Source organism: Streptomyces sp. NPDC003284, from assembly GCF_053589675.1.
Window position 1 is genome coordinate 58,972 of the sequence record NZ_JBSFSI010000011.1, and the last position, 24,822, is coordinate 83,793.

22 protein-coding genes are annotated in these 24,822 nt (G+C 70.8%); 1 reads left to right on the forward strand and 21 read right to left on the reverse strand.

Annotation, left to right across the window (positions count from 1 at the left end; translation table 11 throughout):
• Positions 1–123: 123 nt before the first annotated feature.
• Positions 124–1,956, forward strand: a complete 1,833-nt coding sequence (locus ACWDYF_RS22870) for a glycosyl hydrolase family 18 protein (protein WP_389466527.1) — start codon at positions 124–126, stop codon at positions 1,954–1,956.
• A gap of 96 nt (positions 1,957–2,052) precedes the next feature.
• Here ACWDYF_RS22870 and ACWDYF_RS22875 read toward each other — a convergent pair whose 3' ends face one another.
• The 21 genes from ACWDYF_RS22875 to thrC form a co-directional block, all read right to left on the reverse strand.
• Positions 2,053–2,499 carry a DUF2550 domain-containing protein gene (locus ACWDYF_RS22875; RefSeq protein ID WP_018571463.1) on the reverse strand — a complete coding sequence of 149 codons (447 nt, stop codon included), beginning with the start codon at positions 2,497–2,499 and terminating at the stop codon, positions 2,053–2,055.
• A gap of 130 nt (positions 2,500–2,629) precedes the next feature.
• A complete protein-coding gene (locus ACWDYF_RS22880; RefSeq protein ID WP_018571462.1) occupies positions 2,630–3,007 on the reverse strand; it encodes a F0F1 ATP synthase subunit epsilon in 378 nt (125 codons plus the stop codon).
• Between the two features lie 112 nt (positions 3,008–3,119).
• Positions 3,120–4,568: a F0F1 ATP synthase subunit beta gene (gene atpD / locus ACWDYF_RS22885; protein WP_026253164.1), complete on the reverse strand. Its 1,449-nt coding sequence runs from the start codon at positions 4,566–4,568 to the stop codon at positions 3,120–3,122.
• Positions 4,568–5,485 carry a F0F1 ATP synthase subunit gamma gene (locus ACWDYF_RS22890; protein WP_389466524.1) on the reverse strand — a complete coding sequence of 306 codons (918 nt, stop codon included), beginning with the start codon at positions 5,483–5,485 and terminating at the stop codon, positions 4,568–4,570. Before ACWDYF_RS22890 ends, atpD begins: the two co-directional genes overlap by 1 nt.
• Before the next feature lie 21 nt (positions 5,486–5,506).
• Complete coding sequence (atpA, locus tag ACWDYF_RS22895; protein ID WP_381742636.1) at positions 5,507–7,099, reverse strand: F0F1 ATP synthase subunit alpha; 1,593 nt, start codon at positions 7,097–7,099, stop codon at positions 5,507–5,509.
• Between the two features lie 141 nt (positions 7,100–7,240).
• On the reverse strand, positions 7,241–8,062 hold the full coding sequence (locus ACWDYF_RS22900; protein ID WP_381742634.1) for a F0F1 ATP synthase subunit delta: 822 nt from the start codon (positions 8,060–8,062) through the stop codon (positions 7,241–7,243).
• Positions 8,059–8,622, reverse strand: a complete 564-nt coding sequence (locus tag ACWDYF_RS22905) for a F0F1 ATP synthase subunit B (RefSeq protein ID WP_381742633.1) — start codon at positions 8,620–8,622, stop codon at positions 8,059–8,061. Before ACWDYF_RS22905 ends, ACWDYF_RS22900 begins: the two co-directional genes overlap by 4 nt.
• 44 nt (positions 8,623–8,666) lie before the next feature.
• A complete protein-coding gene (gene atpE / locus ACWDYF_RS22910) occupies positions 8,667–8,906 on the reverse strand; it encodes an ATP synthase F0 subunit C (RefSeq protein ID WP_018571456.1) in 240 nt (79 codons plus the stop codon).
• Between the two features lie 77 nt (positions 8,907–8,983).
• Entirely contained in the window at positions 8,984–9,802 is an 819-nt protein-coding gene (gene atpB / locus ACWDYF_RS22915) for a F0F1 ATP synthase subunit A (RefSeq protein ID WP_018571455.1), read from the reverse strand.
• Positions 9,803–10,027: 225 nt separating this feature from the next.
• Positions 10,028–10,465 (reverse strand): hypothetical protein, encoded by a 438-nt coding sequence (locus ACWDYF_RS22920; protein WP_064535284.1) that lies wholly within the window; start codon positions 10,463–10,465, stop codon positions 10,028–10,030.
• A gap of 301 nt (positions 10,466–10,766) precedes the next feature.
• Complete coding sequence (locus ACWDYF_RS22925; RefSeq protein ID WP_389466516.1) at positions 10,767–12,143, reverse strand: MraY family glycosyltransferase; 1,377 nt, start codon at positions 12,141–12,143, stop codon at positions 10,767–10,769.
• 171 nt (positions 12,144–12,314) lie between these two features.
• Positions 12,315–13,553 carry a serine hydroxymethyltransferase gene (locus ACWDYF_RS22930; protein ID WP_381742628.1) on the reverse strand — a complete coding sequence of 413 codons (1,239 nt, stop codon included), beginning with the start codon at positions 13,551–13,553 and terminating at the stop codon, positions 12,315–12,317.
• 150 nt (positions 13,554–13,703) lie between these two features.
• On the reverse strand, positions 13,704–14,363 hold the full coding sequence (locus ACWDYF_RS22935) for an arsenate reductase/protein-tyrosine-phosphatase family protein (protein WP_389466513.1): 660 nt from the start codon (positions 14,361–14,363) through the stop codon (positions 13,704–13,706).
• 88 nt (positions 14,364–14,451) lie between these two features.
• Complete coding sequence (locus ACWDYF_RS22940) at positions 14,452–15,099, reverse strand: L-threonylcarbamoyladenylate synthase (RefSeq protein ID WP_018571450.1); 648 nt, start codon at positions 15,097–15,099, stop codon at positions 14,452–14,454.
• 64 nt (positions 15,100–15,163) lie between these two features.
• On the reverse strand, positions 15,164–16,003 hold the full coding sequence (gene prmC / locus ACWDYF_RS22945; RefSeq protein WP_381742626.1) for a peptide chain release factor N(5)-glutamine methyltransferase: 840 nt from the start codon (positions 16,001–16,003) through the stop codon (positions 15,164–15,166).
• A 129-nt stretch (positions 16,004–16,132) separates the two neighbouring features.
• On the reverse strand, positions 16,133–17,209 hold the full coding sequence (prfA, locus tag ACWDYF_RS22950; protein ID WP_018571448.1) for a peptide chain release factor 1: 1,077 nt from the start codon (positions 17,207–17,209) through the stop codon (positions 16,133–16,135).
• A 110-nt stretch (positions 17,210–17,319) separates the two neighbouring features.
• Positions 17,320–17,544, reverse strand: coding sequence for a 50S ribosomal protein L31 (gene rpmE / locus ACWDYF_RS22955; protein ID WP_018571447.1), 225 nt, complete (start codon positions 17,542–17,544; stop codon positions 17,320–17,322).
• 171 nt (positions 17,545–17,715) lie between these two features.
• Complete coding sequence (locus ACWDYF_RS22960) at positions 17,716–18,861, reverse strand: LCP family protein (RefSeq protein WP_381742624.1); 1,146 nt, start codon at positions 18,859–18,861, stop codon at positions 17,716–17,718.
• Positions 18,862–19,871: 1,010 nt separating this feature from the next.
• Positions 19,872–21,947, reverse strand: a complete 2,076-nt coding sequence (gene rho / locus ACWDYF_RS22965) for a transcription termination factor Rho (protein ID WP_389466507.1) — start codon at positions 21,945–21,947, stop codon at positions 19,872–19,874.
• A gap of 414 nt (positions 21,948–22,361) precedes the next feature.
• Complete coding sequence (thrB, locus tag ACWDYF_RS22970) at positions 22,362–23,279, reverse strand: homoserine kinase (protein WP_018571444.1); 918 nt, start codon at positions 23,277–23,279, stop codon at positions 22,362–22,364.
• A 483-nt stretch (positions 23,280–23,762) separates the two neighbouring features.
• Positions 23,763–24,821, reverse strand: a complete 1,059-nt coding sequence (thrC, locus tag ACWDYF_RS22975; protein ID WP_389466503.1) for a threonine synthase — start codon at positions 24,819–24,821, stop codon at positions 23,763–23,765.
• Between the last annotated feature and the right edge of the window lies 1 nt (position 24,822).

Here is a 24,822-nt window from a genome sequence, read left to right on the forward strand (position 1 = left end):
AACCGGCGGTGCATTGGTCCAGACCTATTGACCTCTGGTCCAGACCTTTCTACTCTCGCAGCACCGCGGGGCGTGAAGGCTCAGTCATGCCCCTGACATTCTTCCCCCGACAAGGAGGCGCGCATGCGCTTCAGACACAGAGCCGCGGCGGGGTTCGCGACCCTCGTGCTCCCCCTCGCCGGAATCGTCGGCCTCTCGGGCCACGCCCAGGCGTCCGCCGAGGCGGCGCCCACGGCCACCGCCACCTTCACCAAGACCGGTGACTGGGGCAACGGCTTCGGCGGCAACTGGACCGTCAAGAACACCGGCGCCTCGGCGATCAGCTCCTGGACCGTGGAGTGGGACTTCCCGTCCGACACCAAGGTCGGCTCCGCCTGGGACGCCACGGTCACCAACTCCGGCAACCACTGGACCGCCAAGAACGTCGGCTGGAACGGCGCCATCGCCCCCGGGGCGTCGGTCTCCTTCGGCTTCAACGGCACCGGCCCCGGCTCCCCCTCCAACTGCACGCTCAACGGCGGCAGCTGCGACGGCGGCCCCAGCGTCCCGGGCGACAACCCGCCCTCCGCGCCGGGCACCCCCACCGCCTCCGGGGTCACCGACACCTCGGTGAAGCTCTCCTGGGGCGCCGCCACCGACGACAAGGGCGTCAAGAACTACGACGTCCTGCGCGACGGCAAGAAGGTCGCCACCGTCACGACCACGTCCTACACGGACAACGGCCTGACCGCGGGCACCGACTACTCCTACAGCGTCCAGGCCCGTGACACCGCCGACCAGACCGGTCCGGTCAGCGCCTCGGTCGCCGTGCACACCACCGGAGGCGGCGGCGGCAACCCGCCCACCGGTGACAAGGTCAAGCTCGGCTACTTCACCGAGTGGGGCATCTACGGGCGCAACTACAACGTCAAGAACCTGGTGACGTCCGGCTCCGCGTCCAAGATCACGCACATCAACTACGCCTTCGGCAACGTGACCGGCGGCAAGTGCGCGATCGGCGACTCCTACGCCGACTACGACAAGGCGTTCACCGCCGACCAGTCGGTCAGCGGCGTCGCCGACAACTGGGACCAGCCGCTGCGCGGCAACTTCAACCAGCTGCGCCAGCTGAAGGCCAAGTACCCGAACATCAAGGTGCTCTACTCCTTCGGCGGCTGGACCTGGTCCGGCGGCTTCGCGGACGCGGCCAAGAACCCGGCCGCCTTCGCCCAGTCCTGCTACGACCTGGTGCACGACCCGCGCTGGTCCGATGTCTTCGACGGCATCGACATCGACTGGGAGTACCCGAACGCCTGCGGTCTGACCTGTGACAGCAGCGGCCCGGCGGCCTTCAAGAACCTGCTGGCCGCGGTGCGCGCCAAGTTCGGCAAGGAACTGGTCACCGCCGCCACCACGGCGGACGGCTCGGCCGGCGGCAAGATCGACCTGACCGACTACGCCGGTGCCTCGCAGTACGTCGACTGGTACAACGTGATGACGTACGACTTCTTCGGCGCCTGGGACGCGAAGGGCCCGACCGCCCCGCACTCCCCGCTCACCTCCTACGACGGCATCCCGAAGGACGGCTTCAACACCGCCGACGCGATCGCCCGGTACAAGGCGCAGGGCGTGCCCGCGAAGAAGCTGCTGCTCGGCATCGGCTTCTACGGGCGCGGCTGGACCGGGGTCACCCAGGATGCCCCGGGCGGCACGGCGACCGGAGCGGCGCCCGGCACCTACGAGGCCGGCATCGAGGACTACAAGGTCCTCAAGACCAGCTGCCCGACCACCGGCACCATCGCCGGTACGGCCTACGCTCACTGCGGCAGCAACTGGTGGTCGTACGACACCCCGGCGACCATCAAGTCGAAGATGGCCTGGGCCAACAGCCAGGGCCTCGGCGGCGCCTTCTTCTGGGAGTTCAGCGGTGACACCAGCAACGGTGAACTGGTGAGCGCCCTCAGCAGCGGCCTGTAGGCGCAAGCCCGCAGCCCCTGTGACACACCGAAGCTCCCCCCGGACGGCGGACCGGGGGGAGCTTCTTCATGCCTGCCTCCACGCGGGGGGGCCGCTCTACGCGACGTTCACCCTCTGGCCGGGCGGGGCCGCCTCCAGCCAGGCCAGGAAGCCGGTGAGCGCGTCCTCGCTCATGGCCAGTTCGACCCGGGTGCCCTGGTGCAGACAGGTGAGGATCACCGCGTCGGACAGCAGGGCGAGTTCCTCCTCGCCCTCGGGCCGCCGGCGGCCGGCCACCTCGATGGACGCCCGCTCCAGCGTGCGCCGCGGGCGGGGCGCGTAGGAGAAGACGCGGTACCACTCCACGCGGTCGCCGTTGTAGCGGGCCACACCGTAGCTCCAGCCCTTGCCGCTGGTGTCGGGCTCCTCCGGCACGTCCCAGCGCAGCGAGCAGTCGAAGGTGCCGCCGGAACGCTGGATCAGTCTGCGCCGCAGACCGAAGACGAACAGTCCCACCACCACGAGCGCGACCACGACCGAGCACACAGTCAGAGCGAGGACCATCGGCACCGACCTCCTCGTCTCCTAGGTAATGGAACGGAAAAAACACCCGCATCCACCTCAGCCGCGGCCGGTCCCGGATTGCTCCGGTACCAGCCGCGGCTGAGTGGTGTCATCACATGGTGTCGCTGGTTCAGCGCACCGCCGTCGCCGCTCGCAGGCGGACGTCCGCGCGGCGCTCGGCGGTGGCATCGCCCTCCGCCTTCGCGCGCTCGAGCTCCCGCTCCACGCGCTGGACGTCGATCTCGTCGGACAGCTCGGCGATCTCGGCCAGCAGCGACAGCTTGTTGTCGGCGAACGAGACGAAACCGCCGTGCACCGCGGCGACGACCGTCGCGCCTTCACTCGTACGAATGGTCACCGGGCCCGACTCCAGCACACCGAGCAGCGGCTGGTGACCGGGCATGACGCCGATGTCGCCGGACGTGGTGCGCGCGACGACCAGGGTGGCCTCGCCGGACCAGACCTGACGGTCGGCGGCGACCAGCTCGACATGCAGCTCAGCAGCCAAGGGTGGCTCCTCGGGTCACCACCCGGTGGGATCACCGGGTGTTGGAAACAAGTCTAGTGGGCGTGCGTGAGGGGGCGGGACGCGCCCGCCCCCTCACACGAACTCAACGAGTTCAGGAGACGCCCAGCTCCTTGGCGTTCTTCTTCAGGTCCTCGATACCACCGCACATGAAGAAGGCCTGCTCCGGGAAGTGGTCGTACTCGCCGTCGCAGATCGCGTTGAAGGCCGCGATCGACTCGTCCAGCGGGACGTCCGACCCGTCGACGCCGGTGAACTGCTTGGCGACGTGGGTGTTCTGGGACAGGAAGCGCTCCACGCGGCGGGCGCGCTGGACGACGAGCTTGTCCTCTTCGCCCAGCTCGTCGATACCGAGGATCGCGATGATGTCCTGGAGGTCCTTGTACTTCTGCAGGATGTTCTTCACGCGCATCGCGGCGTTGTAGTGGTCCGCCGCGATGTACCGCGGGTCGAGGATGCGGGACGTCGAGTCCAGCGGGTCCACGGCCGGGTAGATGCCCTTCTCGGAGATCGGACGGGAGAGCACCGTCGTCGCGTCGAGGTGGGCGAAGGTGGTGGCCGGGGCCGGGTCGGTCAGGTCGTCCGCGGGGACGTAGATCGCCTGCATCGAGGTGATCGAGTGACCGCGGGTCGAGGTGATGCGCTCCTGGAGGAGGCCCATCTCGTCGGCCAGGTTCGGCTGGTAGCCCACCGCGGACGGCATGCGGCCGAGCAGCGTGGAGACCTCGGAACCGGCCTGCGTGAAGCGGAAGATGTTGTCGATGAAGAACAGCACGTCCTGCTTCTGGACGTCACGGAAGTACTCGGCCATGGTCAGGCCGGCCAGCGCGACGCGCAGACGGGTGCCCGGGGGCTCGTCCATCTGACCGAAGACCAGCGCGGTCTTGTCGATGACGCCCGAGTCGCTCATCTCGTCGATGAGGTCGTTGCCCTCACGGGTGCGCTCGCCGACACCGGCGAACACGGAGACACCGTCGTGGTTGTTGGCGACACGGTAGATCATCTCCTGGATGAGCACCGTCTTGCCGACACCGGCACCACCGAACAGACCGATCTTGCCGCCCTTGACGTACGGGGTCAGCAGGTCGATGACCTTGACGCCGGTCTCGAACATCTCGGTCTTCGACTCGAGCTCGTCGAAGCGCGGGGCCTTGCGGTGGATGGACCAGCGCTCGCCCGTGTACTGCTCGTCGACGTTCAGTACCTCACCGAGGGTGTTGAACACCTTGCCCTTGGTGAAGTCGCCGACCGGGACGGTGATGCCGTCGCCGGTGTCGGTGACCGGGGCCTGGCGGACCAGACCGTCGGTGGGCTGCATGGAGATGGTGCGGACCAGGCCGTCACCCAGGTGCTGGGCGACCTCCAGGGTCAGGATCTTCCGCTCGCCCGCGTTCGCCGGGTCGGAGACCTCGACGTGCAGGGCGTTGTAGATGTCCGGCATCGCGTCGACGGGGAACTCCACGTCGACGACCGGGCCGATGACCCGCGCGACGCGGCCGGTGGCCACGCCCGCCGCAGCGGTCGGCTCAACAGTGGTGGTCATTAGTTGTCACTCCCCGCGGTCGCGTCGGCCAGGGCGCTCGCGCCACCGACGATCTCGCTGATTTCCTGGGTGATTTCGGCCTGGCGGGCCGCGTTGGCAAGACGGGAGAGCGTGTTGATCAGCTCGCCCGCGTTGTCGGTGGCCGACTTCATCGCGCGCCGCGTGGCGGCGTGCTTGGAAGCGGCCGACTGGAGCAGCGCGTTGTAGATCCGGCTCTCCACGTAGCGCGGCAGCAGGGCGTCGAGGACGTCCTCCGCCGAGGGCTCGAAGTCGTAGAGCGGCAGGATCTCGCCCTTGGGCGCCGCCTCGGCCGCGACCTCGTCGAGACGCAGCGGAAGCAGCCGGGGGTCGACCGCCGTCTGCGTCATCATCGAGACGAACTCGGTGTAGACGATGTGGAGTTCGTCCACACCACCGTCGGCCGTGTCCTTCTCGATCGCCTCGATCAGCGGCGCCGCCACCGTCTTGGCGTCCGCGTAGGACGGCTGGTCGGTGAAGCCCGTGAACGACTGCGTGATGGTGCGCTCGCGGAAGTTGTAGTGGGCGACACCGCGGCGGCCGACGATGTACGTGTCGACCTGCTTGCCCTCGCGCTCCAGGCGCTCGGTGAGCTGCTCCGCCGCCTTGATGGCGTTGGAGTTGAAGGCGCCGGCCAGACCGCGGTCGCTGGTCAGCAGCAGGACCGCGGCACGGGCCGGGTTCTCCGCCTCCGTGGTCAGCGGGTGCCTGGTGTTCGAACCGGTGCCGACCGCCGTGACCGCGCGGGTCAGTTCCTGCGCGTACGGCGTGGAGGCCGCCACCTTGCGCTGCGCCTTGACGACGCGCGAGGCGGCGATCATCTCCATCGCCTTGGTGATCTTCTTGGTCGCGGTGACGGATCGGATGCGACGCTTGTAGACCCGGAGCTGGGCTCCCATGAGTCAGGTCCCTTCCTTACGTCACTTGGCGGCAGCGGCCGGAGTGTCGTCGCCGAGCAGCTTGCCGTCCGAGGTCTCGAACTGCTTCTTGAACTCGGCGACGGCGTCGTCGATCGCCTGGATCGTGTCGTTCGACATCTTGGCGCCCTCCTTGATGGAGGTCATCAGGCCCTGCTCCTTGCGGTGCAGGTACTCCAGCAGCTCCTTCTCGAAGCGGCTGATGTCGACGACGGGGACGTCGTCCATACGGCCGTTGGTGCCGGCCCACACGGAGACGACCTGGTCCTCGGTGGCCATCGGCTGGTACTGGCGCTGCTTCAGCAGCTCGACCATGCGCTGACCGCGCTCCAGCTGGGCCTTGGAGGCCGCGTCCAGGTCGGAACCGAAGGCGGCGAACGCCTCCAGCTCACGGAACTGGGCGAGGTCCACGCGCAGTCGGCCGGAGACCTGGCGCATCGCCTTGTGCTGGGCGGAGCCACCGACTCGGGAGACGGAGATACCGACGTTCAGCGCGGGCCGCTGGCCGGCGTTGAACAGGTCGGACTCCAGGAAGCACTGGCCGTCCGTGATGGAGATGACGTTGGTCGGGATGAACGCCGAGACGTCGTTGGCCTTGGTCTCGACGATCGGCAGACCGGTCATCGAACCGGCGCCCATGCCGTCGGAGAGCTTGGCGCAGCGCTCCAGCAGACGGGAGTGCAGGTAGAAGACGTCACCCGGGTAGGCCTCGCGGCCCGGCGGGCGGCGCAGCAGCAGGGAGACGGCACGGTAGGCGTCGGCCTGCTTCGACAGGTCGTCGAAGACGATCAGGACGTGCTTGCCCTGGTACATCCAGTGCTGGCCGATGGCGGAGCCGGTGTAGGGCGCCAGGTACTTGAAGCCGGCCGGGTCGGAGGCCGGGGCCGCGACGATGGTCGTGTACTCCAGCGCGCCGTTCTCCTCCAGCGCGCGGCGGACCGACGCGATGGTGGAGCCCTTCTGGCCGATGGCGACGTAGATGCAGCGGACCTGCTTGCTCGGGTCGCCGGTGCGCCAGTTGTCGCGCTGGTTGATGATCGTGTCGACGGCCAGGGCGGTCTTGCCGGTCTGGCGGTCGCCGATGATCAGCTGGCGCTGGCCGCGGCCGATCGGGGTCATCGCGTCGACGGCCTTGTAGCCCGTCTCCATCGGCTCGTGCACCGACTTGCGCTGCATGACCGTGGGGGCCTGCAGTTCGAGGGCGCGGCGGCCTTCGGTCTCGATCTCGCCGAGGCCGTCGATCGGGGTGCCGAGGGGGTCGACCACACGGCCGAGGTAGCCCTCGCCCACGGCGACCGACAGGACCTCGCCGGTGCGGGTGACCGGCTGGCCCTCCTCGATGCCGCTGAACTCACCGAGGACGATGGCACCGATCTCGCGCTCCTCGAGGTTGAGGGCGAGGCCGAGGGTGCCGTCCTCGAACTTCAGCAGCTCGTTGGCCATGGCCGAGGGCAGGCCCTCGACCTTCGCGATGCCGTCGCCGGCAAGGGTGACCGTACCGACCTCCTCGCGCGAGGCCGCGTCCGGCTTGTACGACTGGACGAAGTTCTCCAGCGCGTCCCGGATCTCCTCCGGCCGGATCGTGAGCTCCGCCATCTGGGTTCCCTGCTCTCCTTGTTGGGCCCGAAGTTTCACTTGGGGGGTGTGCCACGAGTTCGGGACTCCCCCCGATAAGAGGTGAATCCTCTGCACGGCCCAACCAGGGCCGTCGTGTACGTCTTGCGTGTTGCGGTGCTGCTAGCTCGCCATGCGGCGGGCGGCGTCCTCCAGCCGGTCCGCGAGCGAGCCGTTGATGATCTCGTCGCCGACCTGCACCCGGATTCCGCCGACCAGCTCGGGGTCCACGTCGAGGTTCAGGTGCATCTGGCGGCCGTAGAGGCGGCCGAGGGCGGCGCCGAGGCGCTGCTTCTGGCCGTCGCTCAGCGGGACCGCCGAGGTGACGACGGCGACCATGCGGTCGCGCCGCTCCGCGGCGAGCTTGGACAGGGACTCGAGGCCCGCTTCCAGGCTACGTCCCCGCGGGGCGCTCACCAGGCGCGTCACCAGACGCTCGGTGACCGGCTTCGCCCGGCCGCCGAGCAGCCGGTGCAGCAGCTCGGTCTTGGCCGAGGGGCCCGCGGCCCGGTCGGTCAGCGCGGCGCGCAGTTCGGTGCTGGAGGAGACGATCCGGCCGAACCGGAACAGCTCGTCCTCCACGTCGTCCAGCGTGCCGCCCCGCTGCGCGGTGGTGAGGTCGGCGATGTCCGCCAGCTCCTCCAGCGCGTCGACCAGGTCCCGCGACTGCGACCAGCGCGAGCGCACCATGCCGGACACCAGGTCCACGGTCGCGCCGCCGACCTGGCTGCCGAGCAGGCGCTGGACCAGCGTGGCCTTGGCGTCCGCGGACTGCGCCGGGTCGGTGAGGGCCCGGCGCAGGCCGACCTCGCGGTGGAGCAGCGCGGTGACCGCGGCCAGCTCGTCGGCGAGGCGCGCGGAGTCGGCGGACGTGGAGTCCGTCAGCGCGTCGAGACGCTCACGCGCGGCGCTCAGAGCCTCGCGGCTCGCTCCGTGCGCTGTCATCGAGCCGCCTCGGCCGTGGAAGCGGCCTCGTCGAGCCCGTCGAGGAAGCGGTCGATCACGCGGCTCTGCCGGGCGTGGTCCTCGAGGGACTCGCCGACGAGCTTGCCGGCCAGCTCGGTGGCGAGCTTGCCGACGTCCTGGCGGAGCACGGACGCGGCGGCCTTGCGGTCGGCCTCGATCTGGGCGTGGCCGGCGGCGACGATCTCCTCGCGCTGGCGCTGGCCCTCGGCCCGCATCTCGGCGATGAGCGTGGCACCCTGCTCCTGCGCCTCCTGGCGCAGGCGCGCGGCTTCGTGCCGGGCCTCGGCGAGCTGGGCCTTGTACTGCTCGAGGACGCTCTGGGCCTCGACCTTCATGGCCTCGGCCTCTTCGATACCGCCTTCGATCGCCGCGCGGCGCTCCTCCAGAACCTTGTTGATGTTCGGCAGGAGCTTCTTCCCGAGGAAGAAGAAGACGATGGCGAAGGTGACGAGGCCGATGACCAGCTCGGGGCCGGGCGGGATGAGAGGGTTCTGCTGCTCCTCCGCCGCCAGCTGCACCAGCTGCTGTGTCAGCTGCATGTCATCAGTGCCTTTCCCTAATGGGGTGGGTCGTCCGCCGCGGTTTACTTGTAGGTGTAAACGAACGGCATGACGATGCCGATGAGGGCGAGCGCCTCACAGAAGGCGAAGCCCAGGATCTGGTTGGCACGGATCAGACCGGCGGCCTCGGGCTGGCGGGCGAGCGCCTGGGTGCCGTTGCCGAAGATGATGCCGATGCCGATGCCGGGACCGATGGCGGCGAGGCCGTAGCCGACGGAGGCGATGGAGCCGGTGACGGCGGCAAGGGTCTCAGTGGCAGCCATGCTGATTCTTCCTTCTCTTTCAAGGACCGGTGGGGGTTGGCCACCGGACGTCTGTGACGGGGGCGGTGCGGGGTGGCTCAGTGGTGCTCGGCGAGAGCGCCCTGAACGTAGGAGCAGGCCAGGAGGACGAAGACGTACGCCTGGACGGCCTGGACGAAGAGCTCGAACAGGATCATGACCATCGCCATGACGAACGAGACGGCGCCGGCCGCGATCAGCCAGCTGTTCATCAGGTACCAGCTGGCGACGGTGAACATCACGAGCAGCAGGTGACCGGCGAACATGTTGGCGAACAGTCGCACCGCGTGGGTGAACGGGCGGACCAGGACGTTCGAGAAGAACTCGATGACCACGACGAGCGGCAGCACCGGGCCGAGCGACTTGTCGTAGCCGGTGAGGTTCTTGAAGCCGCCGGCGAAGCCGTGCTTCTTGAAGGTCAGGACCATCCAGGTCACGTACACGCACAGGGCGAGGGCGGCCGGGTAGGCGATGATCGACGTCACCGGGAACTGGGCGACCGGGATGATCGACCACAGGTTCATGATCCAAATGAAGAAGAACAGCGAGACCATGAAGGGCACGTACTTCTCGCCCTCGCGCTTGCCGAGCGTCTCGTAGACGATGCCGCGGCGCACGAAGTCGTAGCCGGCCTCACCGACCATCTGGAGCTTGCCGGGCACCACCTTGGCCTTGCCGAAGGCCGCCCAGAAGAAGCCGACCACCACGAGCGAGGTGATGATGGCGAGCAGCATCGGCTTGTCGAAGTCGTAGCCGCCGACCGAGAACATCGGCTTGAAGAGGAAGGAGTGGAGGCCGGGCGACGGAAAGCCGCAGCCGTTGTCGGCGAAGACGCGGCAACTCCAGTCGAAGGCGAGCGTGGTCTGTTCAGCACTCACCGCGGGCTCCTTCAGCGTGGCGCATGGGTACGGCAACCTCGTTGTGTCGGCGCGGCGGGCAGCCGCGGGTCGGCACCGGACTGGTGTGACGGATGTGGTGGCGGCCGGCGGGCATCGAGCCCCGCGATCGAGCAGGCGTCAGCTCAGCTGCCCGCGCCCGCGATGCCGCAGTTGGCACCGGACGATAGCAGGAGATCTCGCACGCCTTTATCCCGGGCCTACCCCTCACGACGAAGACCCGGTCTTCTCGGACTTCTCGCTCTTCTCGGAGTCCGGTTCGACATAGAAGATCTTGGCCTTCATGTGCGCGCGCGCCTGTGCGGCCATCCATACGACGGTCGCGACGACGAGCGAGAACGCGAACGCCTTCGCATTGAACAGCGAGGTGCCCTTGAAGAGGGCCAAGAAGATCAAGAGCAGCAGCAGTTGGGCGACATAGAGCATGAGGCCCATGGCCTGGAAGAGCTGCGGAAGCGTTTTCGCCGTCCACTGGAGCACATGGAGACCGATCCCCATGTAGAGGATGGCCAGCACCACCCCGACAAGCGCCCCGATCGCGCCCTTGCCTCCGGCGACCGCACCACTGACCGCCACAGCGACCACACCGACGGCGGCGGTGGGCACGGCGGTGTGCAGTAGGTTCCGGACGTCATTGGACGGCATGGCGGCAACTCCGCTTTCACAGGGGGGCAGGGTGTCGTCATGGACGAGCGTAGTCCCCGGTCCGAGAGAGGAACCTCATCGCCAAGGGGCCCATGCATCCGGGTCCTTCGGCTCTGTCCGGGGTTCTCGTGAACGGTATCACAAACTATTTGATGCGGTCTTTACCAAGTAGGTGTGCTGACTGTCACACATGAGAGTGACCCTGCCCGTCTGTGCAAAATCCGGGGCGATGTGTCTGGTATTAGGCCGCTTTGGTCACCCATGAACAGGCAACGCTTTAGTCAGATTCTTACCTTGGGCGTCAGCGTGACGTTCCGGCATTGCGTCCGTCGAGAACACGCGATCGGGGTCCCACGGCGGTCGCTCCGTTGACCCGGGCCGCCGTGGCACCGACCGGCGCCGGACGTACGGACGCCTCCTGCGCACCGGAGGACGTGTGCGCCTCACCGGTCCCGGCCGCCTCGGCGGCCGGGACGGACGCCACCGCGGCCGGGGCCTGGGCCGCCGCCCGGCGGCGGCGGTAGCGCGGCGGCACGAACTGCTCGGCCCAGCGCGGGGCGCGCGGCGTGAACCGCGGCAGCAGCAGGAGCACCAGCCCGAAGAAGCTGAGCAGCACGATGCCCAGCACGATCCACATGGAGGCGGAGTTGACCGAGTAGCCGAGCGCGCCGAAGCCGATCAGCGCCGCCCAGAAGTACATGATCAGCACGGCCCGGCTGTGCGAGTGGCCGATCTGGAGCAGCCGGTGGTGCAGATGGCCGCGGTCCGCGGCGAACGGCGACTGGCCGCGCCAGGTGCGGCGCACCACCGCGAAGACGAAGTCGGAGGCCGGGATCGCGATGATGGTCAGCGGCATCAGCAGCGGGATGTAGACCGGCACCATCTGGTGCACCGCGTTGCGCTCGGACCCCGAGAACAGCTTCATCACGTCCGGGTCGACCTGCCCGGTCACCGAGATCGCACCGGCCGCCAGCACCAGGCCGATCAGCATCGAGCCCGAGTCGCCCATGAAGATCCGCGCCGGGTGCATGTTGTGCGGCAGGAAGCCCAGGCACATGCCCATCAGCACGGCCGCGAACAGCGTGGCCGGGGCGGCGGCCTCGATGCCGTACGAGTACCAGATCCGGTAGGCGTACATGAAGAACGCGGCGGCGGCGATGCACACCATGCCGGCCGCCAGACCGTCCAGACCGTCGACGAAGTTGACCGCGTTGATGGTGATGACGACCAGCGCCACCGTCAGCAGGGTGCCCTGCCACTGGGTCAGCGCGACCGTGCCGACACCCGGGACCGGCAGCCACAGGATCGTCAGACCCTGCATGACCATCACACCGGCGGCGATCATCTGGCCGCCCAGCTTGATCAGGGCGTCGATCTCGAACTTGTCGTCCAGGACACCGATCAGCCAGATCAGCGCGGCCCCGGAGAGCAGCGCGCGCGGCTCGTTCGACTTCTCGAAGACCTCGTTGAGGTTGGTGAGGTGGTCGGCGACCAGCAGTCCGGCGCACATCCCGAAGAACATCGCGATACCGCCGAGCCGCGGAGTGGGTTCCCGGTGCACGTCACGCGCCCGGATCTCCGGCATCGCCCCCGCCACGATCGCGAACTTGCGCACCGGCCCGGTCAGCAGGTACGTCACCGCGGCCGTGATGCAGAGCGTCAGCAGGTATTCACGCACAGGCTTCCCCACAGGTCTCGCTGGCCATCTCAGCCTCACACCCTAGCGACGCGAGCATATGTATGGGGACTTCCGGGTAGCGAGGTTGGTTGCACTCCCGCCGCCGCGCGGGCCCGGACCCGCTCCTCACGTCTGCCCGGCACCGGCCCGCCCAGGCCGCTTCCGCCCGGTTCAGGACGGATACGGCGGGAACGCGGCGGTCAGCGCGCGCACGTCGTCCCGGGCCCGCGCCGCGTCCAGCTCACCGCGCAGCACCTTGCCCAGCAGCACCGCGATCCGCGCCATCTCCTCCTCCCGCATGCCCTGGGTGGTCACCGCGGCCGTGCCCAGGCGCAGCCCGCGGGCACCGGAGTGCGGCAGCGCGCAGCAGTCCAGGACCATCCCGGCGGCGGCCAGGCGCCCGCGCGCGGTGCGCCCCTCGATGCCGAGCGGCGCCGGGTCCATGGTGATCAGATGGGTGTCGGTGCCGCCGGTGGTCACGGCCAGGCCCTCCGCCGCCAGGTACGCGGCCAGCACCCGCGCGTTGGCGACCACCTGGTGGGCGTAGGCCGCGAATTCCGGCCGCGCCGCCTCGCCGAACGCCACCGCCTTCGCCGCGACGGTGTGCATCTGGGCGCCGCCCTGGGTGAACGGGAACACCGCCCGGTCCACCCGCTCCGCCAGCTCGCTCCCGCACAGGATCATCCCGCCGCGCGGCCCGCGCAGCACCTTGTGCGTGGTGGCGCACACCACGTCGGCGTACGGCACCGGGCTGGGCGCCGCTCCCCCGGCCACCAGGCCGATCGGGTGCGCGGCGTCGGCGATCAGATAGGCGCCCACCTCGTCGGCGACCTCGCGGAAGAACGCGTGGTCGATGTGGCGCGGGTAGGCGATCGAGCCGCACACGATCGCCTTGGGCCGGTGCGTACGGGCCAGGGCACGCACCTGTTCGTGGTCGATGAGGCCGCTCTCGGCGTCGACGCCGTAGCCGACGAAGTCGAACCAGCGGCCGGAGAAGTTCGCGGGCGAGCCGTGGGTGAGGTGCCCGCCGTCCGGCAGGCCGAGGGCGAGCACGGTGTCACCGGGCCGCAGCAGCGCCGCGTAGGCGGCCAGCACGGCGGAGGAGCCCGAGTGCGGCTGGACATTGGCGTGCTCGGCGCCGAACAGCGCCTTGGCGCGCTCGATCGCGAGCCGTTCGGCGGCGTCCACGATCTCGCAGCCGCCGTGGTGGCGGGCGCCCGGGTAGCCCTCGGCGTACTTGTTGGCCAGCGGCGAGCCGAGCGCGGCGAGCACCGCGGGCGAGGTGAAGTTCTCCGCCGCGATCAGCTGGAGCGTGGTGGACTGCCGGGCCAGCTCGCCCAGCACGAGCTCGGCCGCCTGCGGATCCTGCCGCCGCAGGACATCGGTCTCCAGGGCGGGCAGGACCGGCATGGCGGACTCCGGGCGGTCGACGGTGACGTACGTCCAGTGCGTACGTCCAATGTAGGCCCGCCGGGGCCGCTGCGCGCGGCCGCTGAGCCGTCGCGGGGACGGCCGGGGCCCGGGGGCGCCGCCGGGCTCCGGCCGGGCCCGTGCGGCCCGTCAGGCGCGCGCGGCGACCCCTGTCAGCGCCGTCACGACCGGGTCCAGCGCCTCGTGTATCTCGTCGCCGATCGAGCGGAAGAACGGCAGCGGGGCGCCGTAGGGGTCGTAGACCTCGTCGGCCGCCACGCTCGGCGCCAGCAGCCAGCCGCGCAGCGCGGCGGCGGCCCGCACCAGCGCGCGGGCGCGCTCGACCACGCCGTCCTCCAGCGGCGGCAGCGTGGCCGGGTCGATCGCCTTCACCAGGCGGGTGAACTCCTTGAGCGTGAAGGTGCGCAGCCCGGCCGAGTGCCCCATGGAGATGACCTGCGCCCGGTGGTCGCGGGTCGCGGTGAGCACCAGGTCGGCGCGGATCACATGCTCGTCCAGCAGCTCCCGGCCGGTGAAGCCGGAGGCGTCCGCGCCGAAGTCGGCCAGCACCGTCTCGGCGTTGGTCTCCATGGGCGCGCCCTCATGGCCCCAGGTGCCCGCGCTCTCCACGATCAGCCCGCCGCCGGCCGCCTCGCCCAGCCGGTCCGCCACGAAATGCCGGGTCAGCCGCTCGGTGATGGGCGAGCGGCACACGTTGCCGGTGCTGACGTGGAGGATGCGGAAGGTGTCGGGGGCCGGTTCCGGCCGCGCCGGGAACCCCGCCTCGTCCGCCACGCCTATGCCACGCATGGGGGTCCCCCCTGTGCGCGGGGACGGCCCCGTCCGGACACGGCCGGGGCCGGGACGGGCACCGGGGACTCGGGGAAGCGGGGGGCCGTCAATTCGCCACCTCGAGGTCGGGTACCACCTTGCGCAGTTCCTCGGCCGACAGCGCGCCCGCGCGCAGCAGCACGGGCACCTCGCGGCTGACGTCGACGATGGACGACGGCACGTTGCCGGGGGTGGGGCCGCCGTCCAGGTAGACGGAGACGGAGTCGCCGAGCATCTCCTGCGCGGCGTCGCAGGTCTCCGGCGCGGGGTGGCCGGTGAGGTTCGCCGAGGAGACGGCCATCGGGCCGAACTCGGTGAGCAGTTCGATGGCGACCGGGTGCAGCGGCATGCGCACGGCGACCGTGCCCCGGGTGTCGCCCAGGTCCCACTGGAGGGACGGCTGGTGCCGGGCGATGAGCGTGAGGGCGCCGGGCCAGAACGCGTCCACCAGCTCCCAGGCCATCTCCGAGAAGTCCGTGACCAGGCCGTGCAGCGTGTTCGGGGAGCCGATGAGGACGGGCGTGGGCATGGCGCGGCCGCGGCCCTTGGCGGCGAGCAGGTCGCTGACGCCCTCGGAGGAGAACGCGTCGGCGCCGATGCCGTAGACCGTGTCGGTCGGCAGCACCACGAGCTCGCCCCGGCGGACGGCGGACGCGGCCTCGCGCAGACCCGTCGCGCGGTCGGTCGCGTCGTTGGTGTCGTATCGCCGTGCCATTGTCAGCGGGCCTCCTCGTACACGTACTGCTGGTCTGGCGTCCTGGGGGTGGGCTGCGCGCGGCTCATGGCAGCGCCTTGCGGGCGGTGGCGAACCGCGGCCGGTTGTTGAGGTCGGGGTGGTCGGCGGCGTCGGCCCAGCCCCGCTCCTCGGTGAAGATCCACGGCACCTGGCCGCCCTGGGTGTCGGCGTGCTCGATCACGACGACCCCGCCGGGACGCAGCAGCCGGTGCGCGGTGCGCTCGATGCCGCGGATCAGGTCGAGACCGTCCTCGCCGGAGAACAACGCCAGCTCGGGGTCGTAGTCGCGGGCCTCGGGGGCGACGTACTCCCATTCGGTGAGCGGGATGTACGGCGGGTTGGAGATGACCAGGTCGACCTGGCCGTCCAGGTCGGGGAAGGCGGTCAGGGCGTCGCCCTGGCGCAGGTCGACGCGGGAGCCCCGCACGTTCTGGCGGGTCCAGGTCAGCGCGTCCTCGCTCAGCTCCACGGCGTGCACGCGCGAGCGCGGCACCTCCTGGGCGAGCGCGAGCGCGATGGCGCCCGAGCCGGTGCACAGGTCGACGATGCACGGTTCGACCACGTCCATGGCCCGTACCGCGTCTATCGCCCAGCCGACCACGGACTCGGTCTCCGGCCTCGGCACGAAGACACCGGGGCCCACCTGGAGCTCCAGATAGCGGAAGTAGGCGCGTCCGGTGATGTGCTGGAGCGGCTCGCGCTGCTCGCGCCGGGCGATGACCTCCCAGTACCGGGCGTCGAAGTCGGCGTCCCGCACGGTGTGCAGCTGGCCGCGCTTGACGCCGTGCACGAACGCGGCGAGCTCCTCGGCGTCGTTGCGCGGCGAGGGCACACCGGCGTCGGCCAGCCGCTGGGTGGCCTGCGCCACCTCCGCGAGCAGCACGCTGCGGGGGCCTGGGGGTCGCCCCCCGGATTCTTGCTGCACGCTGGTCCTCCGTGCTTGGTGGTTCGTCCGTACGTCCGTACGTCCCTGCCGTGGCGCACCGGGCGGGGCACCGCGGCCGGGCGTGCCTCAGGCGGCCGCGAGCTTGGCGGCCGAGTCCGCGTCGACGCAGGCCTGGATCACCGCGGCCAGGTCGCCGTCGAGGACCTGGTCCAGGTTGTACGACTTGAAGCCGACCCGGTGGTCCGAGATGCGGTTCTCCGGGAAGTTGTAGGTGCGGATCTTCTCGGAGCGGTCGACGGTGCGGACCTGGCTGCGGCGGGCGTCCGCGGCCTCCCGCTCCGCCTCCTCCTGCGCCGCGGCGAGCAGCCTGGAGCGCAGGATACGCATCGCCTGCTCCTTGTTCTGGAGCTGGCTCTTCTCGTTCTGGCAGGAGGCGACGACTCCGGTGGGCAGGTGCGTGATGCGCACCGCGGAGTCGGTCGTGTTGACGGACTGGCCGCCCGGCCCCGAGGAGCGGTAGACGTCGATGCGCAGGTCGTTCGGGTTGATCTCGACGTCGACCTCCTCGGCCTCGGGGGTCACCAGGACACCCGCCGCCGAGGTGTGGATACGGCCCTGGGACTCGGTGGCCGGCACCCGCTGCACGCGGTGCACACCGCCCTCGTACTTCAGCCGGGCCCACACGCCCTGGCCGGGCTCGGTGGCGCCCTGGCCGCCCTTGGTCTTCACCGCGACCTGGACGTCCTTGTAGCCGCCCAGCTCGGACTCGGTGGCGTCGATGATCTCGGTCTTCCAGCCGACGCGCTCGGCGTAGCGCAGATACATGCGCAGCAGGTCGCCGGCGAACAGCGCCGACTCGTCGCCGCCCGCGCCGGCCTTGATCTCCAGGATGACGTCCTTGTCGTCGCTGGGGTCGCGCGGCACGAGCAGCAGGCGCAGCTTCTCGGTCAGTGCCTCGCGCTGCTTGTCCAGCTCCTTGACCTCGGCGGCGAAGTCCGGGTCGTCGGCGGCCAGTTCGCGCGCGGTCTCGATGTCGTCGCCGGTCTGCTTCCAGGAGCGGTACGTGGCGACGATGGGCGTCAGCTCGGCGTAACGCTTGTTGAGCTTGCGCGCGTTCGCCTGGTCGGCGTGGACCGACGGGTCGGCGAGCTTCTTCTCCAGGTCGGCGTGCTCGACGACGAGCTCCTCGACGGCCTCGAACATCTTGGGCTCCTGCTACTGCGTGGGGAGGGGAAGGGCGGGCGACCAAAAACGCCGGTCCCGGGCGCGCCCCGGTGAGGGGGCGCGGCCGTGGACCGGCGGATTGGGGCTCGCTACTTCTTGGAGCCGGCGGCAGCCTTGCCGAAGCGGGCCTCGAAGCGGGCCACACGGCCACCGGTGTCGAGGATCTTCTGCTTGCCCGTGTAGAACGGGTGGCACTCGGAGCAGACCTCGGCCCGGATGGTGCCGGAGTCGATGGTGCTGCGGGTCGTGAACGACGCGCCGCAGGTGCAGCTGACCTGCGTCTCGACGTACTCGGGGTGGATGTCGCGCTTCAAGGTGTCTCCTATGTTCGGGAGGGCGCCGGGTCGCCGCCGCGGGGTGCGGGGGGCGTGAACCGGAGCCGACGTACCAGTCTGCCAGGACTGGTGCCTTCTCCCCAAACCGGGGGGTGCGGCCATTTGTTCCCGGCGGCGGGGGCGGCCTGCCGCCGGCTGCGGGGGCGGTGCTCAGGAGCCGCTGACGACACCCTTGGCCTCGCCCGTCGCCGTGCCCTCGGTGGCCGCGCGGGGGATCGGCCGGTCGGCCTTGAGGGCCGTCCAGACCTGCTGGGCCTTGCTCTCCTCGATGATCACGCGGTTGGGGTCGGCCGGGTCGTACCGCACCGGCATGGTGACCATCGTCATACGGCTGGAGCTGATGCCCTTGAGGCCGTCGGCGAAGGAGATCAGCGAGTTCACCGAGCCGAGGTCGGAGTCGGCGGTGACCGCCTTGGTCGCGGTGTCGGCGAGGTCGTAGAGCTTCTTGGGGCTGGTGAACACCCCGACGTGCTTGACCTGGTCGATCAGCGCCTTCACGAACGCCTGCTGGAGCTGGATGCGGCCCAGGTCGGAGCCGTCACCGACGCCGTGCCGGGTGCGGACCAGACCGAGCGCCTGCCGCCCGTCGAGGGTGTGGGTGCCCGCGGTGAGCTTCAGGTGGCTGTTGGGGTCGTCGATGGCCTTCGTGGTGGTGACCCGGACCCCGCCGAGGTCGTCGATGAGCTTCTGGAAGCCGCTGAAGTCGACCTCCAGGTAGTGGTCCATCCGCAGCCCGGTCAGCGACTCCACGGTCTTCACCGCGCAGGCGGCGCCGCCGGTGCCGTACGACTCGTTGAACATCGCACGGTGTGCGGCCGGGTGCGTGGTGCCCCGGGTGTCGGTGCACTCGGGGCGGTCCACGAGGGTGTCGCGGGGTATGGAGACCACGCTGGCCCGCTGGTGGCCCTCGTAGACGTGGACGATCATCGCGGTGTCCGAGCGGGCGCTGCCGTCGTCCGTACCGCCGCCCAGCTTCTTGTTGCCGCCCGCGCGGGTGTCCGAGCCGAGGACCAGGATGTTCTCCGAGCCGTTGTCGGCCTTGGAGGGCCGGTCGGCGCCGAGGGCCTGGTTGATGTCGACCGTCTTCAGGTTGCCGTTGAGCTTGAGGTACAGATAGCCGGCTCCGGTGCCGCCGAGCACCACGATCCCCGCGGTCGTCCAGGCCGCGACCAGCAGCCCCCTGCGGCGCCCCGCGGGCGGCTTGCGGCGGCGGCCTCCGGCGCCCTTGCGGCGGGGGCTGTCGGTCCCGGGTTTCTTCCCCGGTATACCGGGGCCCGGCGTGCTCTGGGCGGACATGTGCTCCTCAGCTCTCGTCTCGGGTCGGATACCCCTCGTCGCCTGGGTCAGGCCCGGCCCGGCCGGATGAGCCCGTACCGCACCATCGTCGCTCTTCCCGGTCAGACGAGATAACCGGGGCAAAGGTTGCACCTGGAGCTGTGGGGAAGGTCTCGGGGGCCTGAGGGGGGTGAGGGGCCTGCGGGGGCCGGTATCGCGGAGGACGGCACGGCCGGGGGCTGCGGCCGCGAGGCGGCCAGGGCTCATGGGACGGCGCAGCGGCGTGTCGTAGGGCGGTGGCCGGGGTCACGGGGCGCGGGGCCGGGGCTCACGGCGCGGCCTCGTATCGCGGAGTACGGAAGGGCTGGGCCGCTCGGCGCGCAAGGCGACCAAAGCTCGTCGGACGGCGCAGCCGGGTGTCGCGGAGCGGCGGCCCAGGGTCACGGAGCGCGAGACGCCCGGTCCGGGGCGGGACGAGGGGTACGGGGTACGTGCCGTAGCCGGGAGCCGGAGCGCGGGGCGGGTCTGGGCGCGGCCCGGCGAGGGCTGAGGGCGGGGCGCGCACCCTTGCTCGTCCCCCGGCCGCCCGCGCCGCGGCACTCGGGCCCGGCGGGCATCCAGGGTTCCTGTTCCCCGGCCTGTGCCCGGCTTGCGGGCCCGGACCCGGGACGTGTCTCGGTCCTTGCCGCCGCGTCCGGTGTCCGACTACGGCCTCTGCCCACCCCTCCGGCCCCGGCCTGTGCCCCGCCAGGCTCCTGGCTTCGTACCCCAGCCCGGAGCACGGCTTCGTGCCCCGCCCTCGGCCCGCATCGCCACCCGGCCTGTGTCCGGCTCACGGATCCGGGCCGTACCCGGGGGCTTCGCCACGGGCGGGCGTCGCCCCGGCCCAGGAAAGCTCAGTGCAGCCCGAGGGCGGGGCGCAGCCCGTAATGCGGGGTGCGGCGCCGAGGGCGGGCGCGGCCTCTCGCGGCACGGCGAAGGGCCGCCCCCTGCGGGGAGCGGCCCTTCGTGTCGGTCGCGGCGGGTGCGGATCAGTCGCCGTTGCCGGGGGTCGGCGTCGTCTTCTGGATCTGCATCAGGAACTCGACGTTCGACTTGGTCTGCTTCATCTTGTCGAGGAGCAGCTCGATCGCCTGCTGCTGGTCGAGCGCGTGCAGCACCCGGCGCAGCTTCCAGACGATGCCCAGCTCCTCGGAGTTCAGCAGGATCTCCTCCTTGCGGGTGCCGGACGCGTCCACGTCCACCGCCGGGAAGATGCGCTTGTCGGCGAGCTTCCGGTCGAGCTTGAGCTCCATGTTGCCGGTGCCCTTGAACTCCTCGAAGATCACCTCGTCCATGCGGGACCCGGTGTCCACCAGCGCGGTGGCGAGGATGGTCAGCGAACCGCCGTCCTCGATGTTGCGCGCGGCGCCGAAGAAGCGCTTGGGCGGGTACAGCGCGGTCGAGTCGACACCACCGGAGAGGATGCGGCCCGACGCCGGGGCGGCGAGGTTGTACGCACGGCCCAGGCGGGTGATCGAGTCCAGCAGCACGACCACGTCGTGACCCAGCTCCACCAGGCGCTTGGCGCGCTCGATGGCCAGCTCGGCGACCGTGGTGTGGTCCTCGGCCGGGCGGTCGAAGGTCGAGGAGATGACCTCGCCCTTCACCGACCGCTGCATGTCGGTGACCTCTTCCGGACGCTCGTCGACGAGGACGACCATCAGGTGGCACTCGGGGTTGTTGTGCGTGATCGCGTTGGCGACCGCCTGCATGATCATGGTCTTGCCGGTCTTCGGCGGGGCCACGATCAGACCGCGCTGGCCCTTGCCGATCGGCGACACCAGGTCGATGATCCGGGTCGTCAGCACGCCCGCCTCGGTCTCCAGGCGGAGCCGGTCCTGCGGGTAGAGCGGGGTCAGCTTGTTGAACTCCGGGCGGCCGCGGCCGTGTTCGGGCGCCATGCCGTTGACGGAGTCGAGGCGGACCAGCGCGTTGAACTTCTCGCGGCGCTCGCCGTCCTTGGGCTGGCGCACGGCACCGGTGACGTGGTCACCCTTGCGCAGGCCGTTCTTGCGGACCTGGGCGAGGGAGACGTACACGTCGTTCGGGCCGGGCAGGTAGCCGGAGGTCCGGATGAACGCGTAGTTGTCGAGGATGTCCAGGATGCCCGCGACCGGGATCAGGACGTCGTCCTCGGCGATCTGCGGCTCCTGCACGTCGTCGCGCCCACGGCGGCCACGGCGGTCGCGGTAGCGGCCGCGACGGCCGCGACGGCCGCCCTCGAAGTCGTCGTCGTCCTGCGGGCCGTTGTTCCGGTCCTGACGGTCCTGACGGTCCTGGCGCTCCTGCCGGTCCTGGCGGCCGCCGCCCTGCTGCTGGCCCTGCTGACGCTGGCCCTGCTGGTCGTCGCCCTTGCGCCGGTCGCGGTCGCGGTCGCGGTCACGGTCACGGCCGCGCTCGCGGCGGTCGCGGCGGCGGTTCTCGCCGCCGTCGCCCGCGTCGCCCTTGGCGTCGCCCTGCTGGCCCTGGGCCTGCTGCGACTGCTGGGCGGAGGCGTCGGCCTTGGCGTCGGCCTTCGGCTCGCTCTTCGCCTCGGCGGTGACCGTCTCCGGGCTGCCCGCCTCGGCGGTGGCACGGCGCCGGCGCCGCTCGGCCGGGGCGTCGTCTCCCCCAAGCTCTCGGCTTCGCTCGACCAGGGCGGGGCCCCCAGCGGGCTGGCCGGGAATCTCGATCTGCTGCTGCGCCACGGCCTTCTCGGCGGGCGCCTCGGCGGCCTTCTTGCCCGCGGCGGCGCTGTCGTCGCCCGTACGGGTGCGGGAGGTCGCGCGGCGCTTCGGCTTGGTCTCGGTGGCCTCACCGGCGGCGGGCGCGGCCTTCGCGGGGGCACCCCCCTGGGCCTGCGCCTCCTTGATGACCTCGATCAGCTGGCTCTTGCGCATCCGCGCGGTGCCCCTGATGCCGAGGCCCGAGGCGACCTGCTGAAGCTCGGCCAGCACCATTGCCTCGAGGCCGGTGCCACGGCGACGCCGGGAGCCGGCACCGGTGGCAGGCGCGGAGGCGTCCGTGGCGGGCGCGGCAGCGGTCTCCTCGACACGTGCGCCCATCAGATCGGTGGTGTCGCTCACGAAGGGTCCTTCCCTGGAGCGGACGTCGGCCTGTCTGGCTCGGCGACCGGTTGTGCTGTCCGGCTTCGGTCCTTGCTGTGTGGACCGTGCCGGGGCGGTGGTCCGCCAAAGCGGCGGAAGAGATATCAGGTGAGTGGCGCTGCCGCGACAGGACGTGGCACCTGGTGTCACGGCGTCACGTGGCGTGGTAGCACCGTTTCCGGAGCGTGCCCTGTGGACCGCTCAGCGTCCGCGTACGGCGTACTGCCCGGGTACGGCGTACGGAACACAGAGTGGCTTGGGGAGCTCCCGGAAGAAGGTTGGTCCCGAACGGGGACACGAAGCACCTCGCCATGGTGGGGTCGGGTGCAGACTTGAGATTAACACTACCGGATCCAACAAACATTCCCCCTCTCCACATCCGGCAATCGCGTGTCAGCCCGCCAGCGGGAGCACGCAGGCGCCGGTCAGGTCGAGACTCAGCCGGTTGGCGGCCCAGCCCGTGCCCGCCAGGCGTTCCACCTTGTCGGCGGTGTCCACGTCGGCCATCGCCATGACCGTGGGCCCGGCGCCGGAGATGACCGCGGGGACGCCGTCCCCGCGCAGCCGCTCCACCAGTGCCGTGCTCTCCGGCATGGCCGGCGCGCGGTACTCCTGGTGGAGGCGGTCCTCGGTGGCGGGCAGCAGCAGCTCGGGGCGCCGGGTCAGGGCCTCCACGAGCAGGGCGGCACGGCCCGCGTTGACGGCCGCGTCGACATGCGGCACGGTGCGCGGCAGCAGGCCGCGCGCGGTCTCGGTCAGGACGGGTTTCGCGGGCACGAAAACCACCGGAACGATGGAATCGGAGGGCTCCATCCTGATCGCGCGGGCGGCGCCGGACTCCATCCAGGACAGGGTGAACCCGCCGAGCAGACAGGCCGCCACATTGTCCGGGTGGCCCTCGATCTCGGTGGCCAGTTCCAGCAGCGCCGCGTTGTCGAGGCGGGCCTCGCCGCCTATGGTCACGGCGCGGGCGGCGACGATGCCCGCGCAGATGGCGGCGGAGGAGGAGCCCAGGCCGCGGCCGTGCGGGATGCGGTTGGCGCAGACGATCTCCAGGCCGCGCGGCTGCCCGCCGAGCACGTCGAAGGCGGTGCGCAGCGACCGTACGAGCAGGTGTTTCTCGTCCCGGGGCAGGGTCTCGCCGCCCTCGCCCGCGATGTCGATGTGCAGCCCGGAGTCGGCCACCCGCACCACGACGTCGTCGTAGAGCCCCAGCGCGAGGCCGAGGGCGTCGAAGCCCGGCCCGAGGTTGGCGCTGGTGGCGGGGACGCGCACCCGGACGGCGGCGGCGCGGAACGCTGGACCGGCCATCGCTCGTTGACTCTCCTTGAGCTGCGTGCTGGTCGAGTGACATTCGACCGCGATTCGACGGACACGAGACGGACACGAGGCGGACACGAAGGACCCTCGGGGCCGCGGGGAACGGCGCGGCACCGCGTCATGCGAGGGCATATGCGGTGGGCGGGTTCCTCACAGCCTATCGAAGGAAGGTTCAGTGGCGACATAGGGCGCACAGGAGGCGCACGATGCGTGTCGCGAGCCTTCCCGTGCCCCCTGCCAGGGGTTCCCGGGTGAGGACGCGCCGGGAGGTCGCGAGGTTGCGCGGCCCGGCAGGGGCCGGGCGTCGCCCGCGCCGGGCGCCCGAGGGCGGCCGGGCGGACCCGCGCACGTACCGCGCGCACCTCCCCGCGGGCCCCGCGTGCCGCCCGCGCGGCGCGTACGCCGCGCGGGCCGCCCGCCACCGCGCCCGGAGGCCGGGCGGGGCGGGCAGGACGGGCAGGGCGGGCCCGAGGATCAGGCGAGGCCCAGCCGCTCGGCGGCCGTGGCCGCGTCGACCGGGACGGTGACCGGCTGCGGGGCACCGGCGACGGCCCAGTCCGGGTCCTTGAGCCCGTTGCCGGTGACCGTGCAGACGATCCGCTGCCCCGGGTCCACCTTGCCCTGCTCGGCGGCCTTCAGCAGACCGGCGACGGACGCGGCGGACGCGGGCTCCACGAAGACGCCCTCCTGCGCGGCCAACAGCCGGTAGGCGCGCAGGATCTCACGGTCCGTCACCTCGTCGATGACGCCGCCCGACTCGTCGCGCGCGGCCAGCGCGTACGACCAGGAGGCCGGGTTGCCGATCCGGATGGCGGTGGCGATCGTGGAGGGGTCCTTGACGACCTCGCCGCGCACGATCGGCGCGCTGCCGGACGCCTGGAAGCCCCACATGCGCGGGGTCCTCGTCGAGACCTTGTCGGCGGCGTACTCCCGGTAGCCCTTCCAGTACGCGGTGATGTTGCCCGCGTTGCCGACCGGCAGGACATGGATGTCGGGGGCGTCGCCGAGCATGTCGACGATCTCGAAGGCGGCGGTCTTCTGCCCCTCGATACGTACCGGGTTGACCGAATTGACCAGCGCCACCGGGTAGTTGTCGCTCAGCTCGCGGGCCAGCGTCAGGCAGTCGTCGAAGTTGCCGTCGACCTGGAGGATCTGGGCGCCGTGCACCAGCGCCTGGCCCATCTTGCCGAGCGCGATCTTGCCCTGGGGCACGAGCACGGCGGAGACCATCTGCGCCCGCACCGCGTACGCGGCGGCGGAGGCGGAGGTGTTGCCGGTGGAGGCACAGATGACCGCCTTGGCGCCCTCCTCCTTCGCCTTGGAGATGGCCATGGTCATGCCGCGGTCCTTGAAGGACCCGGTCGGGTTCGCGCCCTCGACCTTGAGGTGCACCTCGCAGCCGGTGCGCTCGGAGAGCACCTGCGCGGGCACGAGCGGCGTACCGCCCTCGCGGAGCGTCACGACCGGCGTGCTCCCGGACACCGGCAGCCGGTCCCGGTACTCCTCGATGATTCCGCGCCACTGGTGGGTCATT